Origin of the sequence: Kitasatospora sp. NPDC051984 (assembly GCF_044593455.1) — a bacterium.
Lineage (GTDB): Bacteria > Actinomycetota > Actinomycetes > Streptomycetales > Streptomycetaceae > Kitasatospora.
In genome coordinates this window covers 87108-100593 of the sequence record NZ_JBIUCB010000004.1, presented here as the reverse complement: position 1 = coordinate 100593, position 13486 = coordinate 87108, and the positions used below count along the sequence as shown (strand labels likewise).

Sequence of the window (13486 nt, the reverse complement as noted above, 5' to 3'; positions counted from 1 at the left end):
CCCGGGCGGCGGGAACCCGGGCGCGCCGCCCGGCCGTTCCGCAGCGGACAGATAAGTACGACTGCTGACGGGGGAGTTGCATGGACGTCGCCACGATCGTCAACGAGCTGATGGGCCCGGAGGGTTGCCGCGACCCGTACCCGCTGTACGAGCGGCTGCGCGCGTTCGGGCCGACGGTGCGCAGCGACGAGTACATCGTGATGGTCACCGGCCACCAGGAGATCGACGAGATCCTGCGCAGCCCCGCCTTCGGCGTCATCGAGCCGGAGGTGCGGGTCCAGTTCGAACCCGACTACCTCGACCACCCGGGCCAGACCCTGCTGGGCGACTCGATCCTGGAACGCAACGCGCCCGCCCACGGCCGGATGCGCTCGCTGATCTCCTCGCTGTTCACCCCGCGCCGGGTCGCCGCCCTGGCGCCCGCCGTCACCGCCGCCGTCGAGCAGCTGCTCGACGAACTCGCCGAGCACGGCGACGGCCCGGTGGACTTCCTGGACGCCTTCGCGTTCCGGCTGCCGATCGGCGTGATCTGCGAACTGCTCGGCGTCCCCGAGCAGGACCGGCACCTGTTCCGCCCGCTGGCCTCCGACCTCACCGCCACCCTGGAGTTCCTGGTCGGGGACGAGGAGCTGGCCGCCGCCGACCGCGCCGCCGATGAACTCTCCCGGTACTTCACCGAGTTGGCCGCCCTCCGGCGCGCCGACCCGAAGGACGACCTGGTCAGCGCGCTGGTCGCGACCGCCGACGCCGACCCGCAGCGGCTGTCCGACACCGAACTGCTGGCCAACCTGGCGCTGCTGCTGGTGGCCGGCTTCGAGACCACCGGCAACCTGCTCGGCAACGCCCTCGCCCTGCTGTTCCAGCACCCCGGCACCGCCGCGCAGCTGCGCGACGGCACGCTCGACCCGGCCGCGCTGGTCGAGGAGGTGCTGCGGTTCGACGCGCCCGTCCAGCTCACCTCCCGGATCGCGCTCACCGGCACCACCGTCGGCGGCGAGCCCGTCCCGCGGGACACCGGGATGATGCTGCTGATCGGCGCCGCCAACCGCGACCCGCGACGCTTCCCCGACCCCGACCGCTTCGACCCGACCCGCGGCGGCGGCCGGCTGCTCAGCTTCGGCGGCGGCCCGCACTACTGCCTCGGCGCCCAGCTCGCCCGGCTGGAGGCCGTCACCGCGCTGCCCGCCCTGCTGCGCCGCTTCCCCGCGCTGGCCCCCGCCGGTCCGGCCGTCCGCCGCGAGCGACTGGTGCTGCGGGGCTTCCGCACGCTGCCCGTCACGCTCACCGGCCGCTGACCCGCCGCCGACCGCCCTCGGCCGTCGGCGGTGACGCAGGTCACGCAAATGGTTGAAATATGATCGGATCGGGCCGAACGGCCCAATCCGTCGGGACCTTGGCAAGGCGTGGTCCCGACGGACGGCACGGGACGATGGAGCGGAGACGCACCCACCCCGGGCGCCCGCCTGAGGAGGTCAGCATGCCCGCGCCCACCACCGCGCCCGTCCGCGTCGCCCACGACGAGGACCACGGCGAGGGCCACGGCCACCAGCACGGCCGGGAGGCCACCGCCCGCTGGGAGGCCGCGATGGCCGAGGCGCTGCGCACCCCCACCTGGGCGCGCGCCCTGCCGGCCCTGCTGCTGGTCGCCGATCTGGCGCTGGAGGAGTCCGTCCCCCGGTCCGTCGCCGCGGGCTTCCTGCTGACCGTGCTGCCCGTGGTCGCCGCGTTCAGCGCCGGTCCCGTCATGGTGGCCCTCGCGACCGTCCTCACCGTCGGCCTGCAGGCGCTGCTCGCGCTGCGCTCCGGCCACCTGTACGAACAGCACCACCTGTGGACGTACCTGGCCACCGTGCTGGCGGGCGTGATGGGCACCGGGCTGGCCACCCAGCGCCGCCGCCAGGCCCGCGCCCTGGTCCGGATGCGGGCCGTCGCCGACACCCTCCAGCACACCGTGCTGCACCCCGTCCCCGCCCGGGTCGGGGGACTGCGGGCCGCCGGGCTGTACCGGCCCGCGGAGGCCGACTTCGGCATCGGCGGCGACCTGTACGACGTGTGCGAGACCCGGCACGGCACCCGGATCCTGCTGGGCGACGTGCGCGGCAAGGGCCTGGAGGCGGTGCGCACCGTCGCCGACGTCATCGGCGCGTTCCGGATCGCCGCCCACGAGACCGCCGACCTCGGCGAACTCGCCGCCCAACTCGACCGCCAGGTACGGCGGGCGGCCGAGCAGCGCGGCGACGGCGAACTGTTCGTCACCGCCGTGCTGCTCCAGCACGACCGGCACACCGGGCGGCTTGACCTGGTCAACCGCGGCCACCTCGCGCCGCTGCTGGTCGCCCCCGGCACGGTCGCCGCCGTCCGCTGCGCCGAGGACCTCCCGCTCGGTCTCGGCCACCTCGCCTACGGCCCGGCCGCCGAACCCACCACCGTGCCGCTGCCGTCCGGGCACAGCCTGCTGCTGTACACCGACGGCGTCACCGAGGCCCGGGACCGCGACGGCGAGTTCTACCCGCTGGCGGCCCGGCTCGGCACCCTGCCCGGCACCGACCCGGACACCCTGGTCGCCTTCCTGGAGCGGGACGTCCGCCGCCACGCCGGCACCCTCACCGACGACGTCGCGGTGCTGGCCCTGCGCGCGGCCTGAGCCGCCCCGCACGCGCCCGCGCGGCCTGAGCCGCCCCGCACCCGCCCGCGCGGCCTGAGTCGCCCCGCACGCGCCCGCGCGGTCTGAGGCGGGCGGTCAGGACGAGCCGTTGATCACCGAGTTCTGGATCGCCCCGACCGTCAGGTCGTGGTCGGACAGCACCTGGTCGTAGCCGCCCTCGGTGATCAGCCGGTTCATCGCCCGCATCAGCACGTCGCGCAGCGCCGAGTCCTCCTTGCGCACCGCGATGCCGAACGGCCGGGGCTGGATCTGCGGGCCGCCGATCTGGAAGGCGTTGCCGTTGTCCACGGTCTGCGCCGCGTACTGGGCCTTCGGGTAGTCGGTGACGAACGCGTCCGCCGTACCCTTCAGCTTGTCCAGCGCCGCGGTGTCGGTGTCGGTCTGCACCATCTTCAGCGGCTTCCCGTCGTGCTCGCAGACCTTCGCCTGACGCTGCACCAGGTCGTCGTGGGTGGTGCCCTTCTTGACCACGATGGTGCGCCCGCACAGGTGGTCGATGTCGGCGACGTTCTGCGTGGTGCCCTTCTTGACGGCGATGCCGATGCCCGCCATGAAGTAGTCGACGAAGTCGACGCCAGGGCCGGCCTGCTTGCCGTCCTTGTCGAGGCCGTCCTCGCGCTCGCGGGTGTCGGTGATGCCGGACATCGCGATGTCGTACTGGCGCTTCATCAGGCCCGGCAGCACGTTCGAGAACTGTCCGGCGTCCTGGAACTCGACCCGGACGCCGAGCAGTTCGCCCAGCTTCTGGGCCAGGTGCGGGTCCAGGCCCTCCGGCTCGTTGCGGTCGTTGCGGTACACCACCGGCGCGGCGGTGAACGAGGCGCCCACCGTCAGCACCCCGGACTTGCGGATCGACTCCGGCAGCATCGCGTGCAGGTCGTCCTTCTTGTCCTGAGAGCCTACGATGCCGCAGCCGCCCAGCAGCAGCGTTCCACCGATGACGGCGACGAGCGCGGTGCGCCCCCGCCCGGTCGTGTGTGCCATGGTCGTCGTCTCTCCCCGTGGTCAACGGCGGAACACGCGACGGCTTCGGGGCTCCGGACGGCACGGCGGCAGGCGGGCATGCCAATGCCGGGGAAACCCCTCGGCCGGCCGCCGTTCCGGCTAGATCACGGGCGACTATAGCCAGGTCAGGTCGGGTCGCCCTAGGGTGCCCCGGCAAATACCGCCCGGCTCACCCGCTCTGACGTCCGATCAGCACCGGTCCCGCCCGTTTCGTCCCGGCAGGTCAGGACCACCCGGGGTCGTCGAAGCGGGGCAGGGTGTCGGGTCCGCCGTCGGCGCCGGTCGGCAGCGGGCTGGGGGCCGGGCCGAACGGCTCGGTGGCGCCCGGGTCGCGGACCCGGGCGGTGGCCGTCACCGTCACGTTGCCGGGGACGCCGATGCTGACCGTCACGCCGGTGCCGTCCGGGGTGCGCGCCCCCGCCTCGAAGGCCGTGTTCTCGGTGACGGTCCAGCCGCGGCCGGTCCAGTACGTCCGGACCTGCTCCAGCAGCCGGGGCCGGTTGGCCTCCGCGACCTTGGTCAGCACGTACCGGCGGAGCGTCAGCTGTGCGGTGCCGTCGTTGTCCCGGCGGGCGTTCTCGTGCGGCACCGAGCGGTAGGCGTCGTCGGCGAACCGCACCGCGGGGGTCAGCGCCGAGGTGGTGCCGTCCACCAGTTCGTGGATCCGGCCCCTGGCCAGGTCGGCGGCCGGCGCCGAGCCGCCCGCCGCCGCGCCGGACGAGCCGCAGCCCGCCAGCACCGGCCCCAGCAGCAGCGCGGCGACGGCGCCCGCCGCCCGTAGTCCCCTCCGGCTACCCATCGGAGGTCACACCGACCAGAACGGGTCGTGCCGGCGCGGCATGGTGTCCATCACGCCGTCCGGCCCGAGCGGGACGGTGCTGTCGCCGCCGAACGGGTACGAGGTGCCGCTCGGCGGCACGCCCTGCACCCGCGCCAGCAGCGTCGCGTTGCCGGGTATGCCGATCCTCAACTCGACCGTCCCGAGCGCCGATTCGGCCCGCAGCAGAGGCAGCACCGGGTCGTTCTCGCCGTCCACCCGCCAGCCGCGGGCCTGCCAGGCCCGGGCCAGCTGGGAGAGCAGTTCCGGGTAGCGGTCCGCCGACAGCCGGGTCATCAGGTAGCGCCGCTTCTCCAGGTGCGCGGTGCCGTCCGGCTCCCGGGTGTACGGGTGCTCGTGCTCCACCGCCACGTACGGGCCGTCCGCCCAGTCGGCCGGCGGGTTCAGCGCCGCCGGGGCGGAGTCCAGCAGTTCGTCCACCGCCGCCTTCGCGGCCAGCAGCGCGGCCGACGGGTGGGGTGCCGCGAAGTCGTTCATCGCCGGTCCTGTCCGATCACCCGGTCACCGTGACCGGAGACGATCATGCCCATGTTGCGCAGCGAGTGGCCGTCCCGGCCGTCGCCCTGGTTCCAGTAGTCCGAGTGCGACTGGAAGCCCCGCGGGCCGTCGGCCACGTCGAAGCGGTGCGCGCCGAACTCGGAACTCGCTGGGTCCTGCCCGAACCACAGCTCGTGCGGATCATCGTGCCCTGCGATCTTGTCACCGATCCAGCCGCCGAGCGCGGCGCCCGGCAAGCCGCCGAGCACGCCGCCGATGCCCGCGCCGATGCCGATGCCCTTCGCCTCGGCGTGGCTCGGCAGGTGCGAGACCGGGTCGTGCTCGGCCGCGCCCACCCACACGTGCGAGCCGTCCACGCCCAGCTGGGACGCCTTCTGCGCGCCGGTGCCGGGGGAGCCCACCAGGATGATGTCGTCCGCCGGGATGCCGCCGGGCCGCTGCGCCGCCTGCCCGACCGTGAACGAGCCGTAGCTGTGGCCGAGCGCGGTCAGGTGCGCGGGCTGGCCCTCGTGCGAGGCGCGCAGGCCCTGCAGGAAGCCCTGGTAGGCCTCGCCGCCCTGCTTGGCCCGCGCGTCACCGGCCACCGCCAGCGCGTCCGGGCTGATCCCCTTGGCCTGCGGGGCGTCGTAGCCCAGCCAGGCGATCGAGGCGGTCTTGCGGGTCGGGTCGATGTCGTGCGCGGACTGCCACAGGTCGCGGGCCCGGTTGGCGTCACCGGCGCCCATGTTCTTGACCTCGGTGTTCAGGCCGGGCACGTACGCCACCACGTCGTCCGCGGTGTCCGGGTTGCCGTAGGCGATCGCGGCCCGGCCCTGGCCCTGGTCGCCGATCACCATCAGGTAGGACGGCGGCTGCTTGCCCTGGTCGTCGCGCAGGCGGCCCTGGATCGACCGGAAGCCCTCCAGCTTCTTCTTGTCCCAGTCCGACAGGTTCTGCCGGGACGACAGGTCGTTCACCATCTGGTCGAGGTGGATCCGGTTGGCCTGGTCGCGGGCCGGGGTGGGTATGCCGTCGCGGTTGCCGATCCGGTCCGGGTGCTCCTTGATCAGCCGCTGCTGCTCGTCCGCGGGCAGCCCCTTCCACCAGGAGTTCACCTCGGTCGGCGAGGCGTTCTGGCCCGGCATGCCCGACAGCACCAGGTCCTCGCCGGCGACCGCGCTCAGTACCGCGCTGTTCAGCCGCATCGCGGAGCCGAACGGGTCGAGGCCGGCGCCGGTGCGGGCGTCGGTGGTGTACTGGCGCAGCCGCTGCGCCGTCACCTGGTCGGCGTGCGCGGCCTTGTTCAGCGCCTCGCCGATCCGGTCGCGCAGGTCGGTGCCCTGCCGGGTGCGGTCCGGCGCGTCCGGGTCGTGCCGCTCGCCCGGACTGGCCGGGGGCCAGGAGATCCCGCCGTCGTCGGCGACCTCGAAGCCGCCGGCCCGCGCCTCGTCCAGCGCCCGGCGCAGGTCCGCCTGGGCCAGCACGAAGGCCTCCGCACCCTCCCGCAGGACGGGTGCGATCCGGGCCAACTCCAGGTGTGCGGCGGTCAGTTTGCCGGTGGTCCGGGCGAGCGACTGCCGGGCGTTGTCGGCCGCTTGGCCGGTCCACCCGGAGTCCCGCACCCGGTTGTCCACGCCGGCCTGCCACTGTTCGGTGTCGTCACCGATGGCGTCGGCGAGTGCGGCGTACGCGTCGGCGGCGCCGAACAGCCGCCGCGGGTCCGCGTCGCGGAGCATGGGGACGTCCATGCTCACCGCCCGGCCGAGGTGACGGTGCCGCTCGCGACCTGGTCGGCGTTGCGGTAGTTCGCCGCGGTCTGCCGGAGGTTGCCGCCCTGCTTGTCCATCTCCACGGACAGCTTGTCCAGCATGCCCTTCCACTCCGCGGTGCAGGCGGTGAGCTCGCTGCCGGTCTGCCAGCCGCGCAGTCCGTCCGCCGCACTGTCCGACGGGCCGAGCACCCGCGTGGTGGCGGCCGGCACCCGCTCGGCGTCCACCGCCGCGGTCTGCCCCGCCGCCTCCAGCACGTCCGGGTCCACCTGGAACCCGCCGCCGCTCCCGCCTGGGCCCACGTCGCGCACGCCATCCCCCAACACCGGTGTCGGTCCGACCGCTTGAGCGGGCCATGCTAGCGAAGTACGGCCGCCGAACCCAGCGCCGTTCACCACATCTCCGCGCGATCCGCGTCCTGTCGCCGGTCACCCTACTTGGTCCCGACTTTGACGTTCCTTTACCGAACAGCACAGCGAACGGGCCGTCAACCTCGTGGACACCGAGCGTTGTTGGTCACGCCACGGGTTGCGGCTCGGCGACCGGCGCCGGGGCCGGGTGCCGGGCGGCGGAGCGGTGCAGCAGGACGGCGACCAGGACGGCGGTGACGGCGAGCGCGGCGGAGCCGCAGCGCAGGGCGAGGTGCAGCGCGTCGACGAACGCGCTGTCGACGGCCGCCTGCACGGGCGCGGGCGTGGGGGCGGCGGCGGGGCCGGTGCCGTGGCCGGTGAGCGCGGAGACCGCGTGCGAGACCCCGTCGGTGGGCAGGTCGAGCCGGCGGAACGAGTCGGTCAGGGCGCCCGTCAGCCGGTTGGTGAGGACGGCGCCGAGGACCGCGATGCCGAGCACGCCGCCGAATTCGCGCAGCGTGTTGATGGTGGCCGAGGCCATGCCGGTCTGCGCCGGGGCGACCCGCTGCAGCACCGCGATCGACACCGGCGTGAACGTCAGCCCCATGCCGAAGCCGAGCACCACCAGCGTCCACACGTACGACCAGTAGTGCGCGTGCCCGCCGTACAGCGACAGCCCGCCCAGGCCGACCGCGCACAGCGAGATGCCCAGCACCAGTGGCAGGCGCGTCCCGTGACGGGCGGTCAGCCGGCCGGAGAGCGGCGCGGCCAGCGTGATCACGGCCGTCATCGGCAGCCCGGCGTACCCGGCGTCGGTGGGGGACCAGCGCATCACGCCCTGGAGCATCAGCGGCAGGAAGAACAGCGCGCCGAACATCCCGAAACTGACCATCAGGCCGCTCAACTGCGCCCCGGCGAGCACCCGGTCGCGGAACAGTCGCAGCTCCAGCATCGGCTCCGCCGACCGCAGTTCGACCGCGACGAAGACCGCGAGCAGCACCACCGCGGCCGCCCCGCAGGCCAGCACGACGGGATCGGTCCAGCCCCGGCCGGGGCCCTCGATCAGGCCGTAGACCAGCGCGCCGAGACCGGCCGCCGACAGTGCGAGCCCGGTGAGGTCGATCCGGCGCTCACGCGGCGCGATCACCGGCAGCACCCGGAACGCCAGCACCAGCGCCACCAGCCCGACCGGGACGTTGATCCAGAACACGCTGGCCCAGCCGAACGCGTCCACCATCGGACCGCCGATCACCGGACCGATCGACAGGCCCAGCGCCGAAACCCCCGACCACAGGCCGATCGCCCGGGCCCGCTCCTTCTCGTCGGTGAACACCTGGCCCAGGATCGCCAGACTGCCCGGCGTCAGCAGCGCCGCACCGACACCCTGCAGCATCCGGGCGGCGACCAGCACCCCGATGTCGCCGGCCAGTGCGGCCGCCGCCGACCCGACCGTGAACAGCGCCAGCCCGACCCGGAACACCCTGGTCCGGCCGAACCGGTCGCCGAGCGTGCCACCGGTGAGCAGCAGCGCCGCGTACACCAGGCTGTAGCCCTCGGCGACCCACTGGAGCCCGCTGATGCCGGTGTCCAGATCCCGGCCGATCCGGGGCAGCGCGATGTTGACGATGACGTTGTCCAGCATCGCCATGAACATCGTGACGCAGAGCGTGGCGAGCGCCTGCCACTTGTGCCGGGCGCCGACCGAACCTTCCACCGAAACCGTCCCCCTCCGGGTGTGCCGAGATGGCCCCTAACGGTGTTAGGGGCTGCTGGTGCGCACCCAGGATGTCTCTAACGGTGTTAGATTGCAAGCGCGATTCAGCGCCCCGGACCGCCCACCCCAAGGAACCGCCATGGCCGAGCCCACCCCCGCCCTCACCCGGCAGAGCCTGGCCGCCGCCGCCCTGCGCGTCCTCGAACGCGAAGGCCTGGCCGGCCTCTCCATGCGCAAGGTCGCCGCCGAGGTCGGCGTCAAAGCCGCCTCGCTGTACTGGCACGTCCGCAACAAGGAAGAACTGCTCGACCTGCTCACCGACGCCCTGGTGGCCGGCGCCGAACTCCCGCCCCGGGAAGGCAGTTGGCGCGAACAGTTCCTGGAATACGGCCGCCGCTACCGCGCCCTGCTGCTCGCCAAACGCGACGCCGCCAAGGTCCTCTCCGGCCGCCTCACCACCGGCCCGCACACCCTCGCCATCCTGGAGGACCAACTCGACCGCCTCCGCAACGCCGGCTTCAGCGACGCCGACGCCGCAATGGCCTCCTACCTGCTGTCCGCGTACGTCCAGGGCTTCGTCCTCCAGGAACAGTCCCCCCTCTCCGCCGCAGAAGCCGCCGGCGCCGGCCGCGGCGAAGTCGCCCGCGCCGCGGGCGACGCCTTCCGCGCCCTCCCCGCCGAGACCTTCCCCAACCTGGTCGCCCTCGCCGACGACCTCACCAACCCCGACATGGAAACCCGCTTCGAATTCGGCCTCCAGCGCCTCGCGGACGGCCTTGCGGTCCTGCTGCCCCCGGAGAACGCTTCCGCGTAGCGGGCGCGAAGCCGGACAGAGCACAGCCAGGAGTGCGAAACCAGGGGCGCGAGAACTGTGCGGGTGCGAAACCAGGGGTGCGAAAACTGTGCGGGTGCGAAACCAGGGGCGCGGGGAACTGCGCGAAGGGGAACGCGTCCGTCAGCAAGATCGCGACGCAGGACAATGACTTGCACGTGAGAGCGACCTTGCGGACGCGGCTTGCGCTTGTCGCGCAGTTCCGCCCCCTCGCTTCGCTGGGGGTACCCCCAGCGCCCCTGACTTCGAGCCCACCAGCTCGCGCAAGTCTCCTCGCGGACGGCCTTGCGGTGCTCTTGCTTCAGGAACGGCGAGAGTGAGCGGGCGCGAAACCAGGGAGAGCTCCACCGGGGGCGCGAGCGGGTGTGATGGGCTGCCCGCCAGCTCGCGCGAGTCTCCCTGCGCCCCTGGTTTCGCACCCACCTGCGTTTCGAACCCTCAGAGGTAAGGGCTGTACAGCACCGACAGGAACCGCGTCGCCAACTGGTCCCGCAGCTCCGGCGGCAGCGCGTCGAGCAGCCGGTTGACCCCGGCCATCCGGGAGGGCGCGAAGCCCGCCGCAGGCAGTAGCTCAGCGAACGTCGCGTCGTCGAGCTCCGCGAGGTCGAACTGCCCGAGCAGCGCCAACAGTTCACTCGGAGGAGCGACGGGCCCGCGCCCCCGGACGACCGCAACCGCCTCGCGGAGCGTCGAGAGCAACTCGTCCACGCCCTGCTCGCTGACCCCGGTGAGGGTGAGGTGCAGGCTGGCGGGCAGTCCGGCCACGCTCAACTGCGGTTGCAGGAAGAAGCCGCGGGCACGCGTCTCGTCGGCCAGCTCCCACAGATCCAGCGCGGCGTCGTCCGGATCCGCCCCGAGCGCGACCAGCGTCGCGTCGGGGGAGCCCAGCACCCGCAGCCCGTCGATCGCGTCGATGCCCGCGATCAGCCGCCGCGTCGCGGCCAGCGCCGCCCGCCCCAACTCCCGGTAACCGTCCGCCCCGAGGGCCTGCAAAGTGGCCCATGCGGCGGCGAGCGGGCCCGCGCCCTTGCCGCTCTGGACCGTCGAGTTGACGACCGGGTAGCCGGGCCACTGCGCGCAGGCGAAGTACGCGGCGAGCCGCATCGACCGGTCGCGGAACAGCAGGACGGAGGCGCCCTTGGGCGTGTACCCGAATTTGTGCAGGTCGCAGGAGAGCGAGGTCACTCCGGGCACCGACAGGTCGAACTCCGGTACGGGGGCGCCCGCTTCGGCGAGCCAGGGGAGCAGCCAGCCGCCCACGCAGGCGTCCACGTGGCAGGGCAGTCCGCGTTCGGCCGCGTCGGCGGCGATCTCGTGGACGGGGTCGACCACGCCGTGCGCGTACGAGGGCGCGGAGGCCACCACCAGTACGGTGTTCGCCGTGCACGCGTCGGCCATCGCGGCGGGCACCGCCCGGAACGTCGCGGGGTCGACCGGCACGGCCACCACCTTGACCTTCAGGTAGCGTCCGGCCTTGAAGAACGCGGCGTGCGCGGTCGCGGGGACGACGATCTCCGGCTCGGCGATCCCGGGGCGGGAGTCCCTCGCGGCCTTCACGGCGAGCAGAATCGATTCGGTGCCGCCGCTGGTGAAGATCCCGGGCGTGGTGTCGTCCCCGCCGAGCCGGGCGGCGACCGCGCCGACCACCTGGCGTTCCAGCGCGACGATGCTCGGGAACGCCGTCGGGTCCAGGCCGTTGACCTCCAGCATCGCCAGGTACGCGCGTTCGGCGGCCTCCCGGACCTCGGGCCGGCCCGCGTCGTACGTGTACGCGGTGGTGCGCCCGCCCCGGGTGGGCAGGTCGCCGGCGGTCAGTGCGTGCAGCTCGGCCAGCAACTCCTCGGCGGGGCGCCCGGTTTGCGGCAGCCCGGGGTGAACAGTGGTCATGACTCAGCTCCAATGCGGGAGTTGGCGGCGTCGGCCGTACGCGCGCAGGGCGGGCAGCGAGAGCAGCATCAGCGCGGCCGGCACCAGGCTGAAGCCGAGCAGCACCCCGGCCCGGGCGGCGTCGCTCTGCGCCACGGGGTGGTCGGTGGTGGAGGAGACGAATCCGGCGGCGGCCAGCGCCAGCGAGAACAGGCCGGGTCCGGCGGCCAGTCCGGCGGTCTCCCCGGCGGTCCACAGGCCGGTGAACGCCCCCGACTGGAGGCGGCCGGTGCGCGCCGCGTCCGCGTGCACGGTGTCCGGCAGCAGCGACAGCGGCAGCACCTGCAACGCGGCGTACGCGACGCCCAGTAGCGCGCACAGCGCCAGCACCAGCCCGACCCGTCCGCCACCGGCGTGCGCCGCGGGCCAGAGCGCGGCCGAGGCGAGGGCGAACAGTCCGGTCGCGGCGGCCAGGCAGCGCAGCCGTCCCCAGCGGGCGGCGGCCCGGCCCCACAGCGGGACGGCGACGGCGCTCGGCGCGACCAGGCAGACGAACAGCACCGAGGTCAGCCCGTACCCGCCCAGCCAGTAGGTGGCGACGTACGGCGCGGCCGCCAGCATGATCGCCACCGCGGCGGCCTGCACCACGAACGCACCGAGCAGCGCGAAGAACGCCCGGTTGCCGCGCGCGGTGCGCAGCGCCGCCCGCAGCCCGAGCGGCTCCGCCCCCGGCCGGGCGGGCACCCGGCGGGCGCCGAGCGTGGGGATCAGCAGCGTCACCAGCAGCAGCGCGGCGACCACCCCCGCCATCACGGCGTAGCCGCCGCGCCCGCCGCCGGCCAGCGACACCACGGCCGGGGCGAGGCCGCCCGCGACCAGGATGCCGACGGTCAGGCAGACGATCCGCCACACCATGATCCGGGTACGGACGCGCGGCTGATCGGACATCTCGGCGGGCAGTGCCACGTACGGCACCTGGAACAGCGCGAACGCGCTGGAGGCGAGAACGAAGGTACCGGCCACCCAGGCGGCGGCGCCGGAGCCGGTGAGCGGCGAGAGGAACATCGCGGCGAACGCGACCGGCAGGGCGAGCGTGCCGGCCAGCAGGATCCGGGTGCGGCGCCCGGTGCGCAGCGCCTCCCGGTCGCTGGCCGCGCCGACCAGCGGGTTGAACAGCGCGTCCCAGGCCTTCGGCAGCGCGACCACCAGACCGGCCAGGCCGGCCGGGACGCCGAGCGCGTCGGTCATGAAGTAGAGCAGCAGCAGGCCGGGGACGGTGGAGTGGATGCCGGTGCCGATCGAGCCCACCGCGTACCCGGCGAGCTCCCGCCGCGACAGGCCCCGACCGGCCGTCATATCGCACCTTCGAGGCCGAGTTCGCGCAGCACCAGCGCCCGCAGGTGGGTGCGGAAGCGCGGCACCTGCGCGCGGATCATCGAGCGGCAGAAGCCGTGCGTGGTCCACAGCACCGTCCACACCGCGAACTCGACCCGGTCGCGCCCCAACTGCGGTAGCGCAGCGGCGAGTTCACCTGCAACCGACTCCAGCAGCGGCCGGGCGTACCGCTCCTCCAGGTCGGCGAACTCGGCGGCGTCGGCCATCCAGCGGCGCATCCACAGCGCGGGGACGTGCGGCTGCTCCAGGCAGAAGTCCAGGTACCGGTCGGCGAAGCGGGCCGCCGCCCGGGCCGGATCGTCCGGTGCGGCCACCGCGAATTCGGCCAACGCGGCGTCCACGGCGGCCCGTTCGGCCTGGTGGGCCCGCCGCATCACCTCGCGGTACAGGTCGGCCTTGGTGCCCACGTGGTAGGCGACGGTGGCGACGTTCAGCCCGGCCGCGCCGGCGATCGTCCGGGTGGTGGTGCCGTCGTAGCCGTGTTCGGCGAACAGGGCGGTGGCGGCCGTGAGAATCCGTTCCCGGCTCGCCTCGGCGGCCGTCCGGTGCTGGCTCATGGCGGGGAGCGTACGCGC

12 protein-coding genes are annotated in these 13486 nt (G+C 73.8%); 3 read left to right on the top strand and 9 right to left on the bottom strand.

Going from position 1 to position 13486, the window contains the following annotated elements:
• Positions 1-80: 80 nt before the first annotated feature.
• The gene (locus tag ACIHEI_RS09710) at positions 81-1295 is read left to right on the top strand and encodes a cytochrome P450 (protein WP_396606239.1); all 1215 of its coding nucleotides are present in this window, start codon (positions 81-83) and stop codon (positions 1293-1295) included.
• A gap of 182 nt (positions 1296-1477) precedes the next feature.
• Positions 1478-2644, top strand: coding sequence for a PP2C family protein-serine/threonine phosphatase (locus ACIHEI_RS09705; protein ID WP_396606238.1), 1167 nt, complete (start codon positions 1478-1480; stop codon positions 2642-2644).
• 96 nt (positions 2645-2740) lie between these two features.
• On the opposite strand, the gene ACIHEI_RS09700 is transcribed toward ACIHEI_RS09705, so the two are convergent.
• The 6 genes from ACIHEI_RS09700 to ACIHEI_RS09675 all read right to left on the bottom strand — a co-directional run bounded on the left by ACIHEI_RS09700 (position 2741) and on the right by ACIHEI_RS09675 (position 8818).
• Positions 2741-3649 carry a transporter substrate-binding domain-containing protein gene (locus tag ACIHEI_RS09700; protein WP_396606237.1) on the bottom strand — a complete coding sequence of 303 codons (909 nt, stop codon included), beginning with the start codon at positions 3647-3649 and terminating at the stop codon, positions 2741-2743.
• A gap of 244 nt (positions 3650-3893) precedes the next feature.
• A complete protein-coding gene (locus ACIHEI_RS09695; protein WP_396606236.1) occupies positions 3894-4469 on the bottom strand; it encodes a hypothetical protein in 576 nt (191 codons plus the stop codon).
• Positions 4470-4475: 6 nt separating this feature from the next.
• Entirely contained in the window at positions 4476-4985 is a 510-nt protein-coding gene (locus tag ACIHEI_RS09690; RefSeq protein ID WP_387643503.1) for a hypothetical protein, read from the bottom strand.
• Complete coding sequence (locus tag ACIHEI_RS09685; protein ID WP_396606235.1) at positions 4982-6721, bottom strand: alpha/beta hydrolase; 1740 nt, start codon at positions 6719-6721, stop codon at positions 4982-4984. The genes ACIHEI_RS09690 and ACIHEI_RS09685 overlap by 4 nt, the downstream gene beginning before the upstream one ends.
• A gap of 14 nt (positions 6722-6735) precedes the next feature.
• The gene (locus tag ACIHEI_RS09680) at positions 6736-7065 is read right to left on the bottom strand and encodes a type VII secretion target (RefSeq protein WP_396606234.1); all 330 of its coding nucleotides are present in this window, start codon (positions 7063-7065) and stop codon (positions 6736-6738) included.
• 205 nt (positions 7066-7270) lie between these two features.
• Complete coding sequence (locus ACIHEI_RS09675; RefSeq protein WP_396606233.1) at positions 7271-8818, bottom strand: MFS transporter; 1548 nt, start codon at positions 8816-8818, stop codon at positions 7271-7273.
• Positions 8819-8957: 139 nt separating this feature from the next.
• On the opposite strand from ACIHEI_RS09675, the gene ACIHEI_RS09670 reads away from it, so the two are divergent.
• The gene (locus ACIHEI_RS09670; protein ID WP_396606232.1) at positions 8958-9632 is read left to right on the top strand and encodes a TetR/AcrR family transcriptional regulator; all 675 of its coding nucleotides are present in this window, start codon (positions 8958-8960) and stop codon (positions 9630-9632) included.
• Between the two features lie 456 nt (positions 9633-10088).
• On the opposite strand, the gene ACIHEI_RS09665 is transcribed toward ACIHEI_RS09670, so the two are convergent.
• The 3 genes from ACIHEI_RS09665 to ACIHEI_RS09655 are packed head-to-tail and all read right to left on the bottom strand — an operon-like array spanning position 10089 to position 13468.
• Positions 10089-11537, bottom strand: coding sequence for a pyridoxal phosphate-dependent decarboxylase family protein (locus ACIHEI_RS09665; protein ID WP_396606231.1), 1449 nt, complete (start codon positions 11535-11537; stop codon positions 10089-10091).
• A 3-nt stretch (positions 11538-11540) separates the two neighbouring features.
• Positions 11541-12872, bottom strand: coding sequence for an MFS transporter (locus tag ACIHEI_RS09660; RefSeq protein ID WP_396606230.1), 1332 nt, complete (start codon positions 12870-12872; stop codon positions 11541-11543).
• Complete coding sequence (locus ACIHEI_RS09655) at positions 12869-13468, bottom strand: TetR/AcrR family transcriptional regulator (RefSeq protein ID WP_396606229.1); 600 nt, start codon at positions 13466-13468, stop codon at positions 12869-12871. Before ACIHEI_RS09655 ends, ACIHEI_RS09660 begins: the two co-directional genes overlap by 4 nt.
• Positions 13469-13486 lie beyond the last annotated feature (18 nt).

What these genes read in the sequence shown, in the direction of transcription:
- ACIHEI_RS09710 (WP_396606239.1), top strand. Translation starts at nt 81, where the DNA reads ATGGACGTCGCCACGATCGTCAACGAGCTGATGGGCCCGGAGGGTTGC.
- ACIHEI_RS09705 (WP_396606238.1), top strand. Translation starts at nt 1,478, where the DNA reads ATGCCCGCGCCCACCACCGCGCCCGTCCGCGTCGCCCACGACGAGGAC.
- ACIHEI_RS09700 (WP_396606237.1), bottom strand. Translation starts at nt 3,649, where the DNA reads ATGGCACACACGACCGGGCGGGGGCGCACCGCGCTCGTCGCCGTCATC.
- ACIHEI_RS09695 (WP_396606236.1), bottom strand. Translation starts at nt 4,469, where the DNA reads ATGGGTAGCCGGAGGGGACTACGGGCGGCGGGCGCCGTCGCCGCGCTG.
- ACIHEI_RS09690 (WP_387643503.1), bottom strand. Translation starts at nt 4,985, where the DNA reads ATGAACGACTTCGCGGCACCCCACCCGTCGGCCGCGCTGCTGGCCGCG.
- ACIHEI_RS09685 (WP_396606235.1), bottom strand. Translation starts at nt 6,721, where the DNA reads ATGCTCCGCGACGCGGACCCGCGGCGGCTGTTCGGCGCCGCCGACGCG.
- ACIHEI_RS09670 (WP_396606232.1), top strand. Translation starts at nt 8,958, where the DNA reads ATGGCCGAGCCCACCCCCGCCCTCACCCGGCAGAGCCTGGCCGCCGCC.
- ACIHEI_RS09665 (WP_396606231.1), bottom strand. Translation starts at nt 11,537, where the DNA reads ATGACCACTGTTCACCCCGGGCTGCCGCAAACCGGGCGCCCCGCCGAG.
- ACIHEI_RS09660 (WP_396606230.1), bottom strand. Translation starts at nt 12,872, where the DNA reads ATGACGGCCGGTCGGGGCCTGTCGCGGCGGGAGCTCGCCGGGTACGCG.
- ACIHEI_RS09655 (WP_396606229.1), bottom strand. Translation starts at nt 13,468, where the DNA reads ATGAGCCAGCACCGGACGGCCGCCGAGGCGAGCCGGGAACGGATTCTC.